This window comes from Kribbella qitaiheensis, assembly GCF_042657745.1.
Classification (GTDB): domain Bacteria; phylum Actinomycetota; class Actinomycetes; order Propionibacteriales; family Kribbellaceae; genus Kribbella; species Kribbella qitaiheensis.
The window spans coordinates 77725-94221 of the sequence record NZ_JBHSKE010000010.1 but is presented as its reverse complement, the minus strand read 5'-3'; the positions used below and the strand labels follow the sequence as shown (position 1 = coordinate 94221).

The window sequence follows — 16497 nt, the reverse complement described above, 5'->3', positions numbered from 1 at the left end:
GCTCGCTTGGTGCCGGATTGCCTGCCTCCGCTACCTGCTTGTGCCGCGCAGCTCGTGCAGCGACGTGGTGGTCAGGCTGTCACCTGGAATGGCGCTTTGCCGGGTTCGACCAGTACGACTGTGCGGGCTGCGGCGTGGGTCAACGCGCTGGTGAAGCTGCCGTCGGCGAACTGGGCCACCGGTCCGCGCGGGGACCGGCCGACCGCGATGGTGCGCGCGTCGATGTCGTCGGCGTGCTGAGCGAGGGTCCGACCTGCAGCGGCGTGGTCACCGACGCTCGAGAGCACCAGACCGGTGGCGGCGATGCCCTGCGTGAACAGCCGGTCGAGGTGGCTCAGGACCGAGGCGTGTGCCTGCTCAGCGTCCTCGGCGTCGATGGCCAGCTCCTCGACAACGGCGGTCTCGCGGACGTGGACAACCTCCAACGGGCTGCCGGTGTCGCGGGCGATCATGGCGGCCGCGTCGACGATCTCGGCGGCGTCTTCGGTGGCGCCGACCGCGACCACGACAGGTTGGTACCCCGCCGCCGGCGCGGGCCCGACGCGCTGGAGGCTCGGGCGCACCGGCTCGCCCTCGACCATGCCCTTCTCGGCCGCGGCGACCAGCTTGTGACCGGAGGCGAGCACGACGATGGCCAGGATGAAGGCGACGCCACCGAGGTAGAAGGGGACGCTGAGGTTGGTGGCGTCGGCGAGCTTGCCCGCGACGAATGGTGCGAGGCCGCCGCCGATGAACCGGACGAAGCCGTACGCCGAGGACGCGACCGGCCGCTCCACCGGCGAGACGAGCATGACTGCCTGTGTGGTCAAGGTGTTGTTGATGCCGATGAACGCGCCACTGACGATGACCGCGGTGATGACCGCCGCCGGAGTGTTCACGCCGATCGCGATGACGGCCATGACGATGCCGAGGCCGAGCAGGTTGACGTAGAGCACCGGCGCGGTGCCGAACCGCGCCTGCAGCCGCGGTGCGAAGAACACGCTGAAGGCGGCGACCAGCAGGCCCCAGCCGGTGAAGACCAGGCCGAGCTTGTGGGCGTTGAGTTCCATCGGGTACGGCGCGTAGCCGAGCATCGTGAAGAATCCCCAGTTGTAGAGCAGCGCCATGATGCCCATCGTCAGCAGGCCGCGGTGCCGCAACGCCTTGAGCGGCGCGGCCAACGATGTCTTGTGCTCCGGCTTCGGAAGGTCCGGAACGAACGCGACGGTCGCGACGAGGGCGATGAACATCAGCACTGCGACGCCGAAGAACGGCCAGCGCCAACTGATGCTGCCGAGTTCGCCGCCGAGCAGCGGCCCGACCGCGATGCCGAGACCCAGCGCGGTCTCGTACAGGATGATCGCCCCGGCGAAGCCGCCGCTGGCCGAGGCCACGATGACGGCGAGGCTGGTCGCGATGAACAAGGCGTTGCCCAGGCCCCAGCCGGCGCGGAAACCGACAATGCCGCCGATCGTGTTCGACGTGCCGGCGAGTGCGGCGAACACGACGATCAGGATCAGGCCGACGACCAGCGTGCGCTTGGCGCCGATGCGGCTGGATACCCAGCCGACTACCAGCATTGCGACCGCGGTCACGACCAGATAGCTGGTGAACAGCAGTGACACCTGGCTCGGCGTGGCGTGCAGGCTGCCGGCCAGTGCGGGCAGGATCGGATCGACGAGCCCGATGCCCATGAACGAGACGACACAAGCGAATGCCACGGCCCAGACGGCACGTGGCTGCTTGAACGGGCTCGGGGCCGTCCCATGTGATGCGGTCATATGGAGGTTCTCCTGATGGTGGTGTTTGGCGATTCGCGTATTCAGTCGGACGGCCGGGCCGAGACGAGCCGGTCGAGTGCGGGGAGTGCGGCGGCGATAGCGGCCTGATCCTGCGGATCGAGGCGGTCGAGCAGGCGCTGCAGGGCGGCGGCCCGCTCCGCACGCCGGCGCCTGACGAGGTCGAGGCCGGCGTCGGTCGCCTCCACCAGCACGGCGCGGCGGTCGTCGCTGTTCGCGGTACGGCGCACGAGGCCCTCGCGTTCCATCCGGGTGACCAGCTGCGTCATCCCTGGCTGGGAGGCGCGCTGGGCATGAGCCAGCTCCGTCAGCCCGAGGGGTCCGTCACGTCCGAGGCGATTCAGGGCGGACGAGGCTGCCGCGCTGAGATCGCCGGCGGTGGAGACCTGGCGGATGAACGTCACGAGGTGCTCGAGCACCACAACCAGCTCAGCGCCGGAGGCATTCGATTGCATAACCCTATTATGCATAACCTCCTTATGGATACCGAGTGCCGACCTGCAAGAGTGACGGAGCTCACTCCCGTGTCGAACGCCTGGGCAGAGGCTGCGAAGGTTGACAGCGCATCAATTGCTCAGTAGATATTGAGGCAATGAACATTGAGCGAGTACCCCTGGCGGAGCGGGCGCGGATTCACGCGGCGCTCGGTGATCCAGCGCGGTTGGCGATTGTTGACACGCTGGTCGCCGGGGATGCCGCGCCCGGTGAGTTGGGCGTGGTGCTGGACATGCCGACCAATCTCATCGCCCATCACTTGAAGGTGCTGGAGGACGCCGGCCTGGTCGTGCGGTCCCGGTCCGAGGGGGATCGCCGCCGCACGTACGTGCGGCTGGTGGCCGAGGTACTGGAGTCCGTGGTCACGCCGTCTCTGACCGTGGTGCCGCGGGTGGTCTTCGTGTGTACGCAGAATTCGGCTCGCTCGCAGTTGGCCGCTTCGATCTGGTCGCGGCGCAGTCACATCCCTGCTCTGTCGGCCGGAACTCAGCCTGCGGCCAAGCCACACCCGCGGGCTGTGCGGGTGGCCCGCAAACGCGGATTGGACCCCGCCGCCTGGCGCACCGCTCACGTCGGAGATGTGGTGGAACGCGATGACCTGGTCATCGCGGTGTGCGACATCGCCTATGAGCACCTCCCGGCCGGCGCCCGGCCGCGGCTGCACTGGTCGGTGCCGGATCCGGCGGCTGTCGATACCGACGCGGCGTTCGAAGCCGCTTACGACGAGATCGCCGACCGGATCGACCGGCTGGCGCCCGTGCTTTCGCCCACCAAGACGACCGAAACTCCCAGGAGCCGACCATGACCGAAGTCGCCGGGCAGCACCGAGACGACCTGTCCATCGACCAGCAACTCGCCTTGCGTACCGCGTCCCGAAGGCTCGGCGAGGAGTTCGCCGGCATCTTCGGCACCGAGACGATCGAACGGTTCCTGCATTCGAGCTATGACCAGTTCGCCACCGGCAGCACCGTGCCCAACTTCCTGCCCCTGCTGGCCGAACGGTTCGCCCGCCAGCGCCTGACCGCGCTCGCCCGGGTCGAAGGCCACGGCGACGGCCGACCGGTCGTACTGTTCCTGTGCGTGCACAACGCCGGCCGCAGCCAGATGGCGCTCGGGTTCTTCGAACACCTCGCCGGCGACGCCGCGATCGCCTGGTCCGGCGGCTCCGAGCCGGGTGTCGAGGTCAACCCGTCCGCGGTCGCCGCGATGGCCGAACGCGGCATCGACATCTCGACCGAGTACCCGAAGCCATGGACCGACGAGGTGGTCCGAGCCGCGGATGTTGTCGTGACGATGGGCTGCGGCGACGCCTGCCCGATCTTCCCCGGCAAGCGGTACGAGGACTGGATTCTCGACGACCCGGCCGGCCAGGACGTCGAGCAGGTCCGGCCGGTGCGCGACGAGATCGAGCGCCGTGTCCGCCAGCTCCTCGAGGAACTGTCCGTCCCCGCCGCCCACCTGGGCCGCCAGTGAGCAGCGCCGCGCCGCTGTGGCGACGAGTGGTCGCCGAGGCCGTCGGAACAGGCCTGCTGGTCACCGTCGTGGTCGGCTCAGGGATTGCGGCCGCGTCCTTGTCACCCAATGACATCGGTCTGCAGCTGCTGGAGAACGCGTTCGCGACAGCACTCGGGCTCGCGGTACTGATCCTCATGCTCGGACCTGTGTCGGGTGCACACTTCAACCCGGTCGTCTCAGCTGTCGACTGGTGGCTAGGGCAACGGACCGGTACTGGGCTGACGCTGCGCGACCTGGCGGCGTACATTCCGGCCCAGATCGTCGGTGCCGTTGCGGGAGCCGTACTCGCCAACCTGATGTATGCCAAGGCTGCCGTGTCGTGGTCGACCACCGACCGCAGCTCCGGCCATCTGTGGCTGGGTGAGGTGGTCGCGACCGCGGGTCTCGTCGTACTGATCTTTGCGCTGGCCTGGTCCGGTCGAGCCGCGCTCGCACCTGTTGCCGTCGGCGCCTACATCGGATCGGCGTACTGGTTCACGTCGTCGACCTCGTTCGCCAACCCGGCTGTGAGCATCGGGCGCGCCTTCAGCGACACCTTCGCCGGCATCGCGCCCGGATCCCTTCCGGGGTTCGTCGTTGCGCAACTTTTCGGTGCCGTCGTCGGCGTCGGACTGCTCGCCGTCCTGTACCCCGAAGCCGGGCAAGCCGCCGACGAGATCGTCACCCCACAGGCCGACACCACAAGATCTGGAGTAGCCCAGTGACGCGGCTGGTGATCATCGGCGGCAGCGACGCCGGCATCACGGCGGGTCTGCGGGCCCGCCAGCTCGATCCCACTACCGAGGTCCACCTCGTGGTGGCCGACGACTACCCGAACTTCTCGATCTGCGGCATCCCGTACTACGTTTCTGGCGAAGTACCCGACTGGCACTCGATGGCTCACCGAAGCAAGAACGACCTGGAAAGAGCGGGTCTGCGGCTGCACCTGGAAGAACGTGCCATCGGCATCGATGTCGACGCCCGTACCGTGTCCACAGTGTCTGCTGCGGGGGAGGCTCGAGCGATCGGCTACGACCGGCTGATCATCGCAACTGGGCAGTGCCCAACAAGCCGCAGATCGCCGGGCTCGACCAACTCGGTGCAGGCGACGGGGTGCATCTGCTCCACACCATGGCGACACGTTTGCAGTGACCCGGACGCTTGAAGAGGGCGCCCGCTCCGCGGTAATAGTCGGCGCCGGCTACATCGGCCTTGAGATGGCCGAAGCGCTACGCAGTCGCGGCCTCGACGTCACCGTTGTCGAACAACTCGGGCAGGTCCTGCCGCGCACACTGGACCCACAACTCGCGACCCTCATCGAAACAGAACTCGTACGAAACGGCGTCTCCGTCTACTGCGACACCTCGGTCACCAGCATCGAGAGATCCGATGCAGGACTGGAGGTCCACGTCAGCGGCGCCGGCCAACCGGGCTCACTCGCGTCCGACCTGATCCTGGTCGTCACCGGCGTGCGTCCGGACACCCAGCTGGCTGTCGACGCCGGCGCCAAGACCGGCTTCGGCGGAGCGCTCGCCGTCGATCCGGGCATGCGTACCAACCTTCCTGACGTGTACGCCGCCGGCGACTGCGTCCACACCCACCACAGACTCCTCGACGACCCCACCTACGTCCCTCTCGGCACCACCGCCCACAAACAGGGCCGCGTCGCGGGGGAGAACGCGGTCGGAGGCCGTACGACGTACGCCGGGTCGCTGGGAACCCAGGTCGTGCGGATCTTCGACCTGGTCGCTGCGGCGACCGGACTCCGCGACCGCGAAGCCGCAGCCGCCGGCTACCACCCGGCCACGGTCGTGTCAGCGCCCTACGACCACAAGGTCTACTACCCGGGCGCCACGCCGATCGCACTTCATCTCACCGGTGACACAGCCACCGGCAGATTGCTCGGAGCTCAGCTCGTCGGCCACGCATCAGCACAGATTGCCAAGCGCGTCGACATCCTCGCCACAGCGATCCACTACGGCGGCTCAGTCGACGACATCGGCATCCTCGACCTGTCCTACACCCCACCGCTCGGCTCGCCCTACGACGCCGTCCAGATCGCTGCCCACGCATGGCAGGACAACCAGCTCAGGTGACGGCGGCGGTCAGTCGGACGGTGTGGTCAAGGTGAGCTGGCGCCGATGGAACTCGAAATGCTGGGTCGGGAAGCGATAGACGTCAGCCAACGTCATGTAGTCCTTGAAGAACGGATCCCACCGAGTCGGGTAGTGCATGCCACGCGCGAGATCAGCCTCGGTCTCGGCATCCAACCTCTGATGCAGTTTGGCGATGACGTGGTCGAACATCGCTTCCATGCGGTCCGGACCCAGCGTGTTCCCGCCGAGGTAGGAGCCAAGGAAGTTCACTGCGTCGAACAGCCCGGTGCCGGCATTCAGCAGTCGGGCGTAGGCGAGACTGAACCCTTGAGGAAGCCGGCCGAAGACACGAACCAGTCTCAGCAGCGACCGGATGATCAAGTAGCCCAGCAGCATGTGGAAGAGCAGTTGACGATTGTTCCAGCGGGTGCCGTTGGACGGCCGGCGCAGATCCGCTTCGTCAGCCCCTGCCACCAACCGGTGGAAGTCATCCCTGGCTTGCTCGAGCTCGTCGTGCGTCCGTGCCCTGTCCATAACTCATGATCCACGGCATCCAGAGAGCATCCAACGGTCGGATGGCCACCTGATGCCTGCGTGGGTGTGGCGCCTGATCCTCGGGAACGGCGGTCCGAGGGTCAGGAGGGTTCGACGTACCAGGGTGGGAGTTGTTCTGGGCGGAGGTCTGTGGTGTCGCCGGGGCGGGTGAGGGTTAGGACGGCTCGTTCGATTTCTGGGCGGGCGTTCAGGGCGTCTTCTACTGTGTTGAGGCGCACGGCGAGGTCGGATTCTGGCGCGTCGCCGACCATGTCTACGGCGGCGACCAGGAAGATTTTGTCGGTGCCTACCCACTCCATGTGGAGGAAGCTGACTCGTTCGATGTCGGCGTGGTCGAGGAGGGCTCGTAGGGCTCGGTTGCGGGCGAGTGGGGTCACGGCCTCGCCGGTGAGGAAGTCCATGTTGCGGCTGATCAGGAACAGCGCGACGAAGGCGAGCAGCAGGCCGACCACGATCGAGCCGATCGCGTCCCAGGCGGCGTTGCCGGTCACCTGGTGCAGGGTGATGGCAACGGTCGCGATGATGATGCCGATCAGCGCCGACAGGTCTTCGGCGAACACCGCGCGCAGCATGGGGTTCGAGGTGACCTTCAAGTAGCGCAGCGGGCGTAGCCGGCGTTGTGTCGCGCCGGCTCTCGTCTGCCGCAGCGCCTGGAGGAAGGAGATGCCTTCGAGTACGAAGGAGATCGCGAGGACGGCGTACGCCCACACGTACGACGAGTCGTCCCCCTCCGGGCTGCGCAGCGACTGGATCCCGTGCCAGATCGAGACCGCCGCACCCACGGTGAACAACCCGAACGCCGCGAACATCGACCAGATATAGCCGACCCGGCCGTAGCCCAGCGGATGAGCCCGGTCGGCGGGCCTCCCGGCCTGCCGCTCACCGATCAGGAGGAAGACCTCGTTACCGGTGTCCGCCCAGGAGTGCGCGGCCTCCGCCATCATCGAAGCGGAGCCGGTGATGACGGCGGCGATCGTCTTCGCGACCGCGATCAGCAGGTTGGCGCTCAACGCGACGACGACGGTCAGGAGGCTATCGCTTCCGGTCGTTGCGGCCGTGCCTTGCGAGGTGCTCACGGAACGACCCTAAACCTCGATCCACCGCGAGTTCCGCGGGCGTATCACCGCGGTGGCCGTGGCGTCGAGGAACGCCAGCACTGCGAGGAGGCCGCGGTAACGATCAAGTCGCCGTTGGCTTTTGCCGGCCGTAGACGAAGTAGGTGATCGGCACCACGCCGAGTGAGTTGGTCAGCGTGATGGCGATCGCCCAGGGGACCTTGGAACCTCGGACTTCGGCGGCCGGTCGGCGGGCGAGGTCAACCAGGGCGACGACCTTCAGTGCGCCCTCGAGAACACCGCTCACGATGATGAGGAGCCGCTTGCGATCACTCAGGTCGTCCCACTTCGTCTTGGCCACCACTACACGATGCGCCCACCCGACTCGCCCTGCAAGCAGCGGGGTCATCGGTCGGCTTGCGGACCATGAACACGTCGACCGGATCCTCGCTCTCGAGGGTGAATCCGCACCGCTCGTACAAGCGTCGTGCTGGACTGCCCTGAAGCACGTTCAACCTGACAGGGACGCCGGCCGAAGACCCCAGTCCACCACGATCCGCCACGCTACAACGCGGTGCTGCGGTGGGCGTCAAGGGATAGGTTCGGGCCATGGCAGCAGTTCGTCGGCCGGCCGGGGAGACGCTTTCGATCGACGTGGCGCGGCGGATCGCGCTTGCCGCGCAGGGGTTTGCTGATCCGCGGCCGTCGGGCCGAGTCGACGTACGGCATGTCCGGCGGGTGATTGATCGTGTCGGCGTGCTGCAGATCGATTCGGTGAACGTGTTGTGCCGGTCGCACTACCTGCCGATGTTCGCTCGGCTGGGAGCCTATTCGCGGGCGGCCTTGGATCAGCTGGCGTGGGGTGGGGAGCGGGAGCTGGTCGAGTACTTCTGGGGGCACAAGGCGAGCTTGCTTCCGATGGCGACTTATCCGTTGCTGCGGTGGCGGATGCGGGTGGCTGAGCGGCAGATGTGGGATGCGGCGCTTGATCCGGAACTGGCGGTGCCGTGGTCGGTTGTGGCTGGGATGCAGCGGCTGAGCGTGGAGCGGCCGGGACTGGTCGACGAAGTGCTTGCCGTGGTCACCGAACGTGGACCGATCACGGCCGGCGAGGCCAACCCCGATGGGGTGCGCCGCAAGCGGACCGATCCGGATCCGGATCCCAGCACGGGGCGGATGTGGAACTGGCAGGACGCCAAGATCGCTGTGGAGTACCTGTTCTGCACGGGCCGCGTTGCGATCGCGGGCCGGCGCAACTTCGAGCGTCTGTATGACCTCACCGAGCGGGTGGTGCCAGCCGGAGTGCTCGCCAGGCCCGAGCTCGATTCCGACGAGGCGCGGCGAGAGTTGATCAGGATTTCGGCCCGGGCGCTCGGCGTCGCCACCGCGCGTGAGCTGTGCGGAGCCAGTGGCGGGTATTTTCCGTTGCCGATTGCAACCGCCAAGCGGGTGATCAGTGAGTTGGTGGAGGCTGGCGACCTGGTTCCGGTACGCGTTGAAGGGGTGTCCCAGCCGAGCTACCGGTGGTCGGAGGCCGAGGATCGTCCGGTTCCGGCTCGTGCCTTGCTGTCACCGTTCGACACGCTGATCTGGAACCGCGACCGGACCCATCGGCTGTTCGACTGCTTCTACCGGATCAGCATCTACACGCCGGCGGCGCAGCGGGTGCACGGGTACTACGTGCTGCCGTTCCTGCTCGGTGATCGGTTGGTTGCCAGAGTCGACCTGAAGGCCGATCGCCGGAACTCCGCACTGGTTGTCCCGACTGTCACCGCCGAACCCGGCGTACCCGATGGCGAGATCGTCGAGCCGCTGGCCGCCGAGCTCAGCCTGATGGCCCGATGGCTGGAACTCGACCGGGTACTGGTCAGTGCTCCCGGCGATCTGGGGCGAGCCCTGTCCCAGGCCGTCTGACCCGTCTAGGAGGAGCCGAGCTGGTGGCCAGACGGCGCGACCTGGCCACGCCAACTCGACACTGATCGTTGCGGTGCCGAAGAGCGGTCGTGCTTGTACACCCTTGCGTCCCTGTCGACTTCGAATTTGACGGTGGGATAGCGGAAGGCTCCGGCTATGGCGACGTGCAGATTGAAATCTGCACGGGAGAGGCGTTTGAGGTCCGCTATCAGGCTGGTGATGAGCAGCTCGATCTGACACTTGAGTGAAGCATCTCGAATCCTGAGGGGTGAACGTCCATCATCCCGACATAGACACTTGCTCGGCTGGCCGCACAGAGAATCTCGATGGCGAGTTGTGGTTCGAGAGATTTTGGTGAGTGTCCGATACTGTCTCACCAGCGTGGAAGAAGGCTGCCGGTGATCGGCCCGGCGAGGCGGCCTTTCGGCTGCAGTCACGAGCGGTCATCTGGCTGATTGTCAGTGGCTGAGGCAGCCGACGCGATGCCGAGTCCGGTCGAAGCGTCAGGTGTTGGACGTCATTGGTGACGATGGCTAATCCGCGCTGCCAAAGCCGCCGCCTCCAATCGGGTCGAGGTTCCGGTCTTTCGCAGGATGTTTGAAACGTGAACGCTGACCGTCTTGTCGCTGATGACTAGCTCGTTTGCGATCTCAGTGTTCGACCGCCCGGCAACGAGGTAGGTGAGAATCTGCTTCTCACGGTCTGTCAGGTTCGCCAGCGCCGGCGGCGCGCCGGGCGCCACCTCAAGCGGCACAGGCTCACGAAGGTTCACACGGGCGCTCCTGGCGAGTGACTCGACATCATTAACAAGAGGGCGCGCGCCGAGCTTTAATGCGACGCGGTGCGCATCTCTCAGGAGCTCGCCGATGGCTGATCGTGACGATCTGATGTCAAACATCGCTTCTGCGCATCTCAGACGCGAAACCGCCTCGTGCCACGGCCAGCCTGCAGCCTGACAATGTTCGATGGCCTCGCGCCATCGAGCAGACTGGCCCGAGTCCCCCCGGCATCGCGCCGCCTCGGCGGCGTACAGGGCTCGGGATGCCGCCTGATTGATGGCATCCCACCTATGTCCGGAGAACGGTTCTCCCGGCCACTTCTTGACGACCTCGTCAAGCGCGGCCACCGCCCTGAGCGCGCTGTCATGGTCGCCTTCGTCGCGGGCAGCTACGGCCGCTTCGGCGGCGACGTGAGCCAGAATCACTAGGAATTCTTCCTGGTTGAGGACCGCCTCGGTGTGGCGCATCAGCATCCGACCGTGGAGCCATGCCAGCGCCCGCGCCGGCTCGCAACACCCGACTAGGACCTCGGCGCCGACCTCACTGAGCTGTCGGCTCAGAATTGGGTAATGCGGAGAGACCAGTTCCAGGGCCCTATCCAAGTGATCTCTGGCTGCTGTGATATCGCCGGTACGTGCCGCGAGCCGAGCCGCGCGAAGGCGGACAGCTGCGTCCGGAACTCCGCCACACCGCGCGGCTAGTGCCGTACGAAGGAGATCACGACATTCTTGCCAACGCCCTAGCTGCAGCAACCCGTCAGCGGCCTGGGCTGCGAGATAGTAGCCCCATTGCAATGATCCCGCGGCTAGTACGTCGTGGAAGGCGTTCAGTGCTACCTCGATGGATTCGTCGACTCGACCAAGCAGGACGAGGCTGCTCACCCGCCACATCGCAGCGTCCTCGATCAAGAGACTGTCGTCGCAGAGCCGAGCGAGCTGCTCAGCCTCCTCCGCATCGGCCAGAGCCTTCAATGGGCTGTTCGTTGCCGTGCGGGTCCGAGCGATCAAGGCGTCCGCCAGCGCTGCGTGGGAGCCTGATCGACGCCCGACCTGCACAGCGTGTTCTGCATGAGTTACTGCAGCATCTTGCAGGCCGTCCCAGTGCTCGGCCATGGAAAGGCTTGCTAGCGCCCGAGCATGCTCGGGGCTGTCAGGCACGGACCGCGTCAGTTCAACGCCCTCTATGTGTGCAGAGTGAAGGATCGTATCTGGTGCCAGGTTCCGCAGATAGGTAAGACTCCACTCGCGGAGCAGCGTGCTGAACAAGAGTGGTTCGCGATTGCGGTCGACGTGGTCCATCGCTTGTTCGGCCAGTGCGATTGCCGACCTGAGTTGGCCGGCTCTGTCCGCGGCGGCGCTTGCCCGGCGGAGTAGGCCGACCCGTGACGCCGAGTCGCGACGCAAATCTGGCGAGACCTTGTCCCAGAGCGAGCATGCGCGCTCGAGATGGATGGCCAATTCAGCTGATGCATGGAGCCTGTCGGCATCGTCCGCCGCGACGAGCGACCACCGGTATGCGTTGTCGATTCGTCCGGCCTGCTGGTTGTGGATCGCTAGGTCTGCGGCCAGGCGGACAGGTCGGTTATCGGGCAGCAATTCGAGAACACGCGCGTACTCTGAGTGAATGTGCGCGGCCCCGCCAGGCGGCAGATCGTAGTACAACACCTCGGCGAGTAGCGGATGGCGGAACCACGGACGGCCAGCGACATCGAGGCGCACGACGCCGTGATCCCGCGCCTCGACTAGACATCCAACGAGCGATGCTCGCGGCACGCCGTGCTCGGCGGCGACGTCGGCCAGTACCCCTATATCGGTGGGGCGTCCGCCGACTGACAGCACCTGCGTTGCCTGGCGCGCCTCGGGGGATAGGCCATGCCAGCTGGCCAGCAGTGCTTCGCGAAGCGCGGCGGGTGCCGTTACCGGCAGTTCCAGTTCATCGCCAGCTAGGCCACGGACCAGGAGTTCGGTGAGATATGGGTTCCCATCGGAACGTTCCTGTACCTGGGTTGCGAGGGCGATGTCGACAGCGCGCCCGAGCAGGCCTTGGATCTGGTCCTCAGTCGCCGCTAGGTCGAGTCGGTCGAGGTGAATCTCGGTGAAGTGTGGAAGGCGGCGCATGTCCGCCAACCAGGTGTGCAACGGATGACCGTCGCCGCGGTGCTCATCGCGACAGGTGGCGAGCAGCGCCAGACGTTGCTCGCGGAATCCGGTGATCAGATATGCGAGGACGTCTAACGATGAGCGGTCCGCCCAATGCAGATCATCGACCACCACGACAGTCGGCGCTCGGTCGGCGAGGCGATTGAACACCAGGTCGAGCAAAGGCAAAAGGCGCCCCGGCTCAACTGGTCCGCCTTCGGCCAAGGCGGGCATTACGGCACCAAGTTCGCCGGCCCCGGACATGATCTCTGCACGAGTCGCGGCGTCGGCCCGCGCTAGCCATGCCTGAAGGGCGCCAGTCACCGGGGCAAACGGTACAGACGCTTCGCCGAAGTGCACGGACGTTCCCCACAACACCTGGGTCTCGGGCGACAATGCATGGCACACGTGGCGCACAAGTCGCGTCTTGCCGACCCCGGCTTCGCCGTGCAATACCACTGCAGCAGGCCGTCCACTCGCGGCACTGTGCAGCGTCCTTGCGAGCAGTTGCTCTTCGACCCTTCGTCCGGCAAGCCAGGGACCGGGCGATTCCTCGGCGGCACTCACGTCTTCAGTCTCCACCCGGTCCGAGTGTCGCTGCCATGCCTCGTCAGGCAGTCGCCACAGACGATCCTGGCGTGTCACCTCTCAAGTCGGCCAGGCCCCTCGCCGAGTTGTCATCTAGAGGTTCGCTCGCCCTCAGCGATGTGGAGTAGCTATGCACCCCTACCTGGGACGGACAAGCGGGTCATCGCACCAGCGCTGCTGTTGATAAGCCATGAGCACCAAATCCGCCGGCCAGAACTGTGTGCCATGGGAACGCCAAACAGCGAATGCGGGCCATGGCAATCATTCAGGGTGTGGTCGTGGTCAGCACGGGCGGATGTATTCGATCTGGGGGAGGGGAGCGCCGTCGCCGAAGTCTCGGGGGCGGGTGGCGCCGGTTTCGGTGAAGCCGGACTTTGTGTAGAACCGGCGGGACTGGGGCGTGTCCCGGAGGGTCCAGAGGTGGACGTGGGCGAAGCCGGTACTGCGGAGCGCGTGGAGGGTTTCGGTCATCAGGCGGGGTGCCACGCCGGTACCCCAGCCGTCGGGGTGGGCGTAGAAGCTGAGGATCTCGGCTTGGCCCGAGCGTTCAGTGGAGGCGGTGCTCCAGGAGAAGCCGAGAGGGCGGTTGTCGAGGGTGGCGAGCAGGATCAGTGCAGTCTCGTCGGTGACACGGTCGTGCCACCGGGTCCGCCGGGAGGCGATCTCGCAGCCGGCGAACCCCGGGTCGAAGAACGGGGCGTAGGCGGCTTCCCACGAAGCGGCGTGAACGATGCCGATGGCCTCACCGTCCGTGAGGGTCGCGCGGCGGACCGCGATCACCGGGGAGCCGCTAGAGGGTTGAGCGGAGGTAGTCAGTTCTGAGCCCACATCCGGCACTATATGCGAATCAATCGCATTTAGGTACAGCGGCAAGGTCACCCGTCAAGGGTGAAGCGCGGGCGTCGAGGCCGGGCCTAGTGTCGAGAGCAACCGGGTTGGCCGGACGATAGCGGAGGTGTGGGCGGCGATGATCCAGGACGAGACAGGCGAGCTGGAGACCGGCTCGAGTTGGATGGTGGGCGGTCTTGCGTTCGCCGCCTCCGTGATGGTCATGGTCGGGTCCTTCTCGACCGTTGCCGGCTTCGCCGCGATCTTCGACGACGGCTACGTCGTGGTCAGCAGGCGTTATGCGTTCGATCTCAGCACGACGGCGTGGGGGTGGATCCACCTGGTGCTGGGCATCGCCGCCGTGGTGGCCGGCTTCTCCCTGTTCGCCAATGCGGCGTGGGCCAGGATCGTCGCGCTCATTCTGTCCGTGGTGATAGCCATCGACCACTTCTTCTTCATTCCCTACGCGCCGTTCTGGTCGATCCTCATCATCGCGCTCTGCGTTTGGGTCATCTGGGCGCTGACCCAGGCCCGAAAGGTCGACACCTGACCACAGGGCCGCGGCAGGAGGGGCCGCCTCGATGGATGGTGGAAGCCTTGCTGACTGGGTCGCCGCGGGTGGGGCCGTGGTGGCCGCTGTCGGGACTGTCGGAGCGTTGGGTGTAGCTCTCAGCCTGCTGCGCGAGGACCGCCGGCTGAGGGCGGTCGCGCAGGCGACTCATGTCTCCGTGTGGGCTGAATGGCGGCGGTCATCGGACCGGTACGACCTGTCCGAGCGACAGTTCTTCGCCTACATCAGCAACGCCGGCGATGCGCCGATCTATGTGGAGGACCTGCGGGCCGGCTTCGAAGGGAGCGGCCCGATCGGCCCTGTCATCCAGGTGGGCACGGTGCCGGCGGGTGGTACCAGCGACTACGGCCTCAGCGAGGTGCACTTCCCTCCGGGTGGCGAGGTCCCGTATCTCCAGATCAGGTTTCTCGACACGAACCGGGTCTGGTGGTTGCTCGACTCTCGGGCGAGGCTGACGAGAGTCGGGCGACGTGACGAGCTGAGCAGTGGGTAGCTTTCGCGGGATTCAGGTCGCGGTGGGGCGGGGATGAAGCCGAAGCGTTGGCGGCTGCAGTCGTAGGTGAACATGGGGGCGATGGTGGGCAGTGCCTGGTCGGTGCCCACCATCGCTCGTTCTCACGGCTGGGCTCATCCGGCGCGGGGGATGACTTGATCGGCCGGGCTCGGCAGGGTTGGTGACTTCACCGGTCGGTCGAGGGGCGCTCGCATGACGGTTCAACCTACGCAGGGTGGGGCACACGTGGTTGCCGGTGGTCGGTTGTGGGCCGGCGGGCTGGCTACAGCGGTGATCGCCGGGCTGATCGCGGTTGCCGGGATTCTGATCGCCCGCGGGGTGTTCGACGTACCTGTGCTCGCGCCGGAGGGTGAGGGCACCTGGGGAGACGCGGACACGTGGACGTACGCCTTGTACTGCGGGTTGGCGGCGCTGGTGGCTACCGGGCTGCTGCATCTGCTGCTGGTGTCCACGCCTCGGCCGTGGCAGTTCTTCGGGTGGATCATCGCGCTGGCCACGGCCGTGGCGGCGCTCGCCCCGTTCGTCACCACCGGCTCGACGTCATCGAAAGTCGCGACCGGGCTGATCAACCTCGCCGTCGGGATCGCGATCGGCACCCTGCTACCCGGAGCAGCGCGCTCCGCGATGCGGCCACGCGCAGTCGGCCCCGCGGCCTAGTCTGTGAGCGCGTCCAGCGCGACGACGGTGGCTAGCAACAGCGCCTCGTCCTCGTCCGGCGCGATCTCTATTCCGTAGGTGTCGCGAACCCGGAACCATCGCTTCGAGATGTGGGCGATCGTGTCGCCGTCGCGCTTGATCTCGTACTCGTGGTCGACGATGTTGCCGTGTGCCTTGAGGTCCGGCCCGTCCTCCACGTCGATGGCGAAGCGGTCGCGGATACCCACCAGCGCCTTGTGCACCGTCGCGACCTTGTGGCCGTCGCGCTCGATGGCGAGCTTGTCGCGGACGGTGAGCTTCCGTTCCTGGATCTTCGCCACCTCGTGACCGGCCGCGTCCTCAAGCACGAACGTGTCGCGTAGCCGCAACGCCTTGCCGTTCACCTTGTACGCGCGGTTGCCCTCTTCGTCCTCGATCCAGAAGTCGTCACCGATCGACGCCAGCTTCGTCCTCATCCGGTACCGGCGTGGTTCCACGTCGTTGTTCCGCCCTCTTCGCAGGATTCCCATCGCCGAGCGCTCCTCACCCCCAGGACTGATTGTCGAGCCTACAGCCGAGCGCCCGGCAAGACCTCACCCCACAGGGACGATCCTGCACCTCACTCTGGCTCAGGGGTGGTCTCGCGGGAGCGCCTGGAGACCTGGGCGATACGGGTCGGGCCGGTGACCAGTGCGCGTCGCCACGGGAGGGTTCCCTCGATCTCGACTTCCAGGGAGAAGCTGAGGACGGTGCGGATCAGCACGATCAGCGCCAGGACGGTGACATTTTCCAGCGTCGGGGCAACCGCCACCGTGCGGATCAGATCGGCGGCCACCAGGACCTCGAGAGCCAGCAGAAGCGCCGCGCCGAACGACTGCCGCAGCGTCACGAACGCCTTGGTCCCGTCGGACGTACGCCGCCACTCCGCCACGGCCAGCCCGACCGACCAAACGAACCCGAGCGCGAGAATCAGCGCGCCCAGTCCCTCGAACACCTGCGCCGCCCGGTCCATCACCTCGGAGAACGTCACCGCAGCCACACACTCCCTGGTCTGGC

At 66.5% G+C, this 16497-nt stretch carries 18 protein-coding genes; 9 read left to right on the top strand and 9 right to left on the bottom strand.

Annotated features, from left to right (window positions below; all coding sequences use genetic code 11):
* Nucleotides 1-71: 71 nt before the first annotated feature.
* Together ACFPJ1_RS11515 and ACFPJ1_RS11510 are read right to left on the bottom strand one after the other, a co-directional pair.
* Entirely contained in the window at nt 72-1760 is a 1689-nt protein-coding gene (locus tag ACFPJ1_RS11515; protein ID WP_380103533.1) for an MFS transporter, read from the bottom strand.
* A gap of 41 nt (nt 1761-1801) precedes the next feature.
* Nucleotides 1802-2233: a MarR family winged helix-turn-helix transcriptional regulator gene (locus tag ACFPJ1_RS11510; protein WP_380103532.1), complete on the bottom strand. Its 432-nt coding sequence runs from the start codon at nt 2231-2233 to the stop codon at nt 1802-1804.
* Nucleotides 2234-2370: 137 nt separating this feature from the next.
* Between ACFPJ1_RS11510 and ACFPJ1_RS11505 the strand changes: the two genes are divergently transcribed.
* The 5 genes from ACFPJ1_RS11505 to ACFPJ1_RS11485 are packed head-to-tail and all read left to right on the top strand — an operon-like array spanning nt 2371 to nt 5863.
* Complete coding sequence (locus tag ACFPJ1_RS11505; RefSeq protein WP_380103531.1) at nt 2371-3078, top strand: arsenate reductase/protein-tyrosine-phosphatase family protein; 708 nt, start codon at nt 2371-2373, stop codon at nt 3076-3078.
* Nucleotides 3075-3746 carry an arsenate reductase ArsC gene (locus ACFPJ1_RS11500; RefSeq protein ID WP_380103530.1) on the top strand — a complete coding sequence of 224 codons (672 nt, stop codon included), beginning with the start codon at nt 3075-3077 and terminating at the stop codon, nt 3744-3746. The genes ACFPJ1_RS11505 and ACFPJ1_RS11500 overlap by 4 nt, the downstream gene beginning before the upstream one ends.
* Nucleotides 3743-4492 (top strand): MIP/aquaporin family protein, encoded by a 750-nt coding sequence (locus tag ACFPJ1_RS11495; RefSeq protein ID WP_380103529.1) that lies wholly within the window; start codon nt 3743-3745, stop codon nt 4490-4492. The genes ACFPJ1_RS11500 and ACFPJ1_RS11495 overlap by 4 nt, the downstream gene beginning before the upstream one ends.
* Nucleotides 4489-4932: an FAD-dependent oxidoreductase gene (locus ACFPJ1_RS11490; protein WP_380103528.1), complete on the top strand. Its 444-nt coding sequence runs from the start codon at nt 4489-4491 to the stop codon at nt 4930-4932. Before ACFPJ1_RS11495 ends, ACFPJ1_RS11490 begins: the two co-directional genes overlap by 4 nt.
* A complete protein-coding gene (locus tag ACFPJ1_RS11485) occupies nt 4916-5863 on the top strand; it encodes an FAD-dependent oxidoreductase (protein ID WP_380103526.1) in 948 nt (315 codons plus the stop codon). Before ACFPJ1_RS11490 ends, ACFPJ1_RS11485 begins: the two co-directional genes overlap by 17 nt.
* A gap of 9 nt (nt 5864-5872) precedes the next feature.
* Here ACFPJ1_RS11485 and ACFPJ1_RS11480 read toward each other — a convergent pair whose 3' ends face one another.
* The 3 genes from ACFPJ1_RS11480 to ACFPJ1_RS11470 form a co-directional block, all read right to left on the bottom strand.
* Nucleotides 5873-6397 (bottom strand): DinB family protein, encoded by a 525-nt coding sequence (locus tag ACFPJ1_RS11480; protein WP_380103525.1) that lies wholly within the window; start codon nt 6395-6397, stop codon nt 5873-5875.
* A 101-nt stretch (nt 6398-6498) separates the two neighbouring features.
* The gene (locus tag ACFPJ1_RS11475) at nt 6499-7494 is read right to left on the bottom strand and encodes a cation diffusion facilitator family transporter (protein WP_380103524.1); all 996 of its coding nucleotides are present in this window, start codon (nt 7492-7494) and stop codon (nt 6499-6501) included.
* A 103-nt stretch (nt 7495-7597) separates the two neighbouring features.
* Nucleotides 7598-7834: a DUF5652 family protein gene (locus ACFPJ1_RS11470; RefSeq protein WP_380103523.1), complete on the bottom strand. Its 237-nt coding sequence runs from the start codon at nt 7832-7834 to the stop codon at nt 7598-7600.
* A 248-nt stretch (nt 7835-8082) separates the two neighbouring features.
* On the opposite strand from ACFPJ1_RS11470, the gene ACFPJ1_RS11465 reads away from it, so the two are divergent.
* Nucleotides 8083-9387 (top strand): winged helix-turn-helix domain-containing protein, encoded by a 1305-nt coding sequence (locus ACFPJ1_RS11465; protein WP_380103522.1) that lies wholly within the window; start codon nt 8083-8085, stop codon nt 9385-9387.
* 517 nt (nt 9388-9904) lie between these two features.
* Here ACFPJ1_RS11465 and ACFPJ1_RS11460 read toward each other — a convergent pair.
* Both ACFPJ1_RS11460 and ACFPJ1_RS11455 read right to left on the bottom strand, forming a co-directional pair.
* A complete protein-coding gene (locus ACFPJ1_RS11460; protein WP_380103521.1) occupies nt 9905-12886 on the bottom strand; it encodes a helix-turn-helix transcriptional regulator in 2982 nt (993 codons plus the stop codon).
* 288 nt (nt 12887-13174) lie between these two features.
* Nucleotides 13175-13720, bottom strand: a complete 546-nt coding sequence (locus ACFPJ1_RS11455; RefSeq protein WP_380103520.1) for a GNAT family N-acetyltransferase — start codon at nt 13718-13720, stop codon at nt 13175-13177.
* 139 nt (nt 13721-13859) lie between these two features.
* On the opposite strand from ACFPJ1_RS11455, the gene ACFPJ1_RS11450 reads away from it, so the two are divergent.
* From ACFPJ1_RS11450 to ACFPJ1_RS11440, 3 genes are all read left to right on the top strand, one after another.
* The gene (locus tag ACFPJ1_RS11450; protein WP_380103519.1) at nt 13860-14270 is read left to right on the top strand and encodes a DUF7144 family membrane protein; all 411 of its coding nucleotides are present in this window, start codon (nt 13860-13862) and stop codon (nt 14268-14270) included.
* Between the two features lie 31 nt (nt 14271-14301).
* Nucleotides 14302-14784, top strand: a complete 483-nt coding sequence (locus ACFPJ1_RS11445) for a hypothetical protein (protein ID WP_380103518.1) — start codon at nt 14302-14304, stop codon at nt 14782-14784.
* A 213-nt stretch (nt 14785-14997) separates the two neighbouring features.
* Nucleotides 14998-15462: a DUF6069 family protein gene (locus ACFPJ1_RS11440; RefSeq protein ID WP_380103517.1), complete on the top strand. Its 465-nt coding sequence runs from the start codon at nt 14998-15000 to the stop codon at nt 15460-15462.
* Here the strand turns inward: ACFPJ1_RS11440 and ACFPJ1_RS11435 are convergent.
* Complete coding sequence (locus tag ACFPJ1_RS11435) at nt 15459-15971, bottom strand: LURP-one-related/scramblase family protein (RefSeq protein WP_380103516.1); 513 nt, start codon at nt 15969-15971, stop codon at nt 15459-15461. The two genes, ACFPJ1_RS11440 and ACFPJ1_RS11435, sit on opposite strands and share 4 nt — an antisense overlap.
* Nucleotides 15972-16060: 89 nt before the next feature.
* Entirely contained in the window at nt 16061-16471 is a 411-nt protein-coding gene (locus ACFPJ1_RS11430; protein ID WP_380103515.1) for a DUF1622 domain-containing protein, read from the bottom strand.
* Between the last annotated feature and the right edge of the window lie 26 nt (nt 16472-16497).

What these genes read in the sequence shown, in the direction of transcription:
- ACFPJ1_RS11450 (WP_380103519.1), top strand. Translation starts at nt 13,860, where the DNA reads ATGATCCAGGACGAGACAGGCGAGCTGGAGACCGGCTCGAGTTGGATG.
- ACFPJ1_RS11500 (WP_380103530.1), top strand. Translation starts at nt 3,075, where the DNA reads ATGACCGAAGTCGCCGGGCAGCACCGAGACGACCTGTCCATCGACCAG.
- ACFPJ1_RS11465 (WP_380103522.1), top strand. Translation starts at nt 8,083, where the DNA reads ATGGCAGCAGTTCGTCGGCCGGCCGGGGAGACGCTTTCGATCGACGTG.
- ACFPJ1_RS11440 (WP_380103517.1), top strand. Translation starts at nt 14,998, where the DNA reads ATGACGGTTCAACCTACGCAGGGTGGGGCACACGTGGTTGCCGGTGGT.
- ACFPJ1_RS11505 (WP_380103531.1), top strand. Translation starts at nt 2,371, where the DNA reads ATGAACATTGAGCGAGTACCCCTGGCGGAGCGGGCGCGGATTCACGCG.
- ACFPJ1_RS11445 (WP_380103518.1), top strand. Translation starts at nt 14,302, where the DNA reads ATGGATGGTGGAAGCCTTGCTGACTGGGTCGCCGCGGGTGGGGCCGTG.
- ACFPJ1_RS11435 (WP_380103516.1), bottom strand. Translation starts at nt 15,971, where the DNA reads ATGGGAATCCTGCGAAGAGGGCGGAACAACGACGTGGAACCACGCCGG.
- ACFPJ1_RS11515 (WP_380103533.1), bottom strand. Translation starts at nt 1,760, where the DNA reads ATGACCGCATCACATGGGACGGCCCCGAGCCCGTTCAAGCAGCCACGT.
- ACFPJ1_RS11480 (WP_380103525.1), bottom strand. Translation starts at nt 6,397, where the DNA reads ATGGACAGGGCACGGACGCACGACGAGCTCGAGCAAGCCAGGGATGAC.
- ACFPJ1_RS11510 (WP_380103532.1), bottom strand. Translation starts at nt 2,233, where the DNA reads ATGCAATCGAATGCCTCCGGCGCTGAGCTGGTTGTGGTGCTCGAGCAC.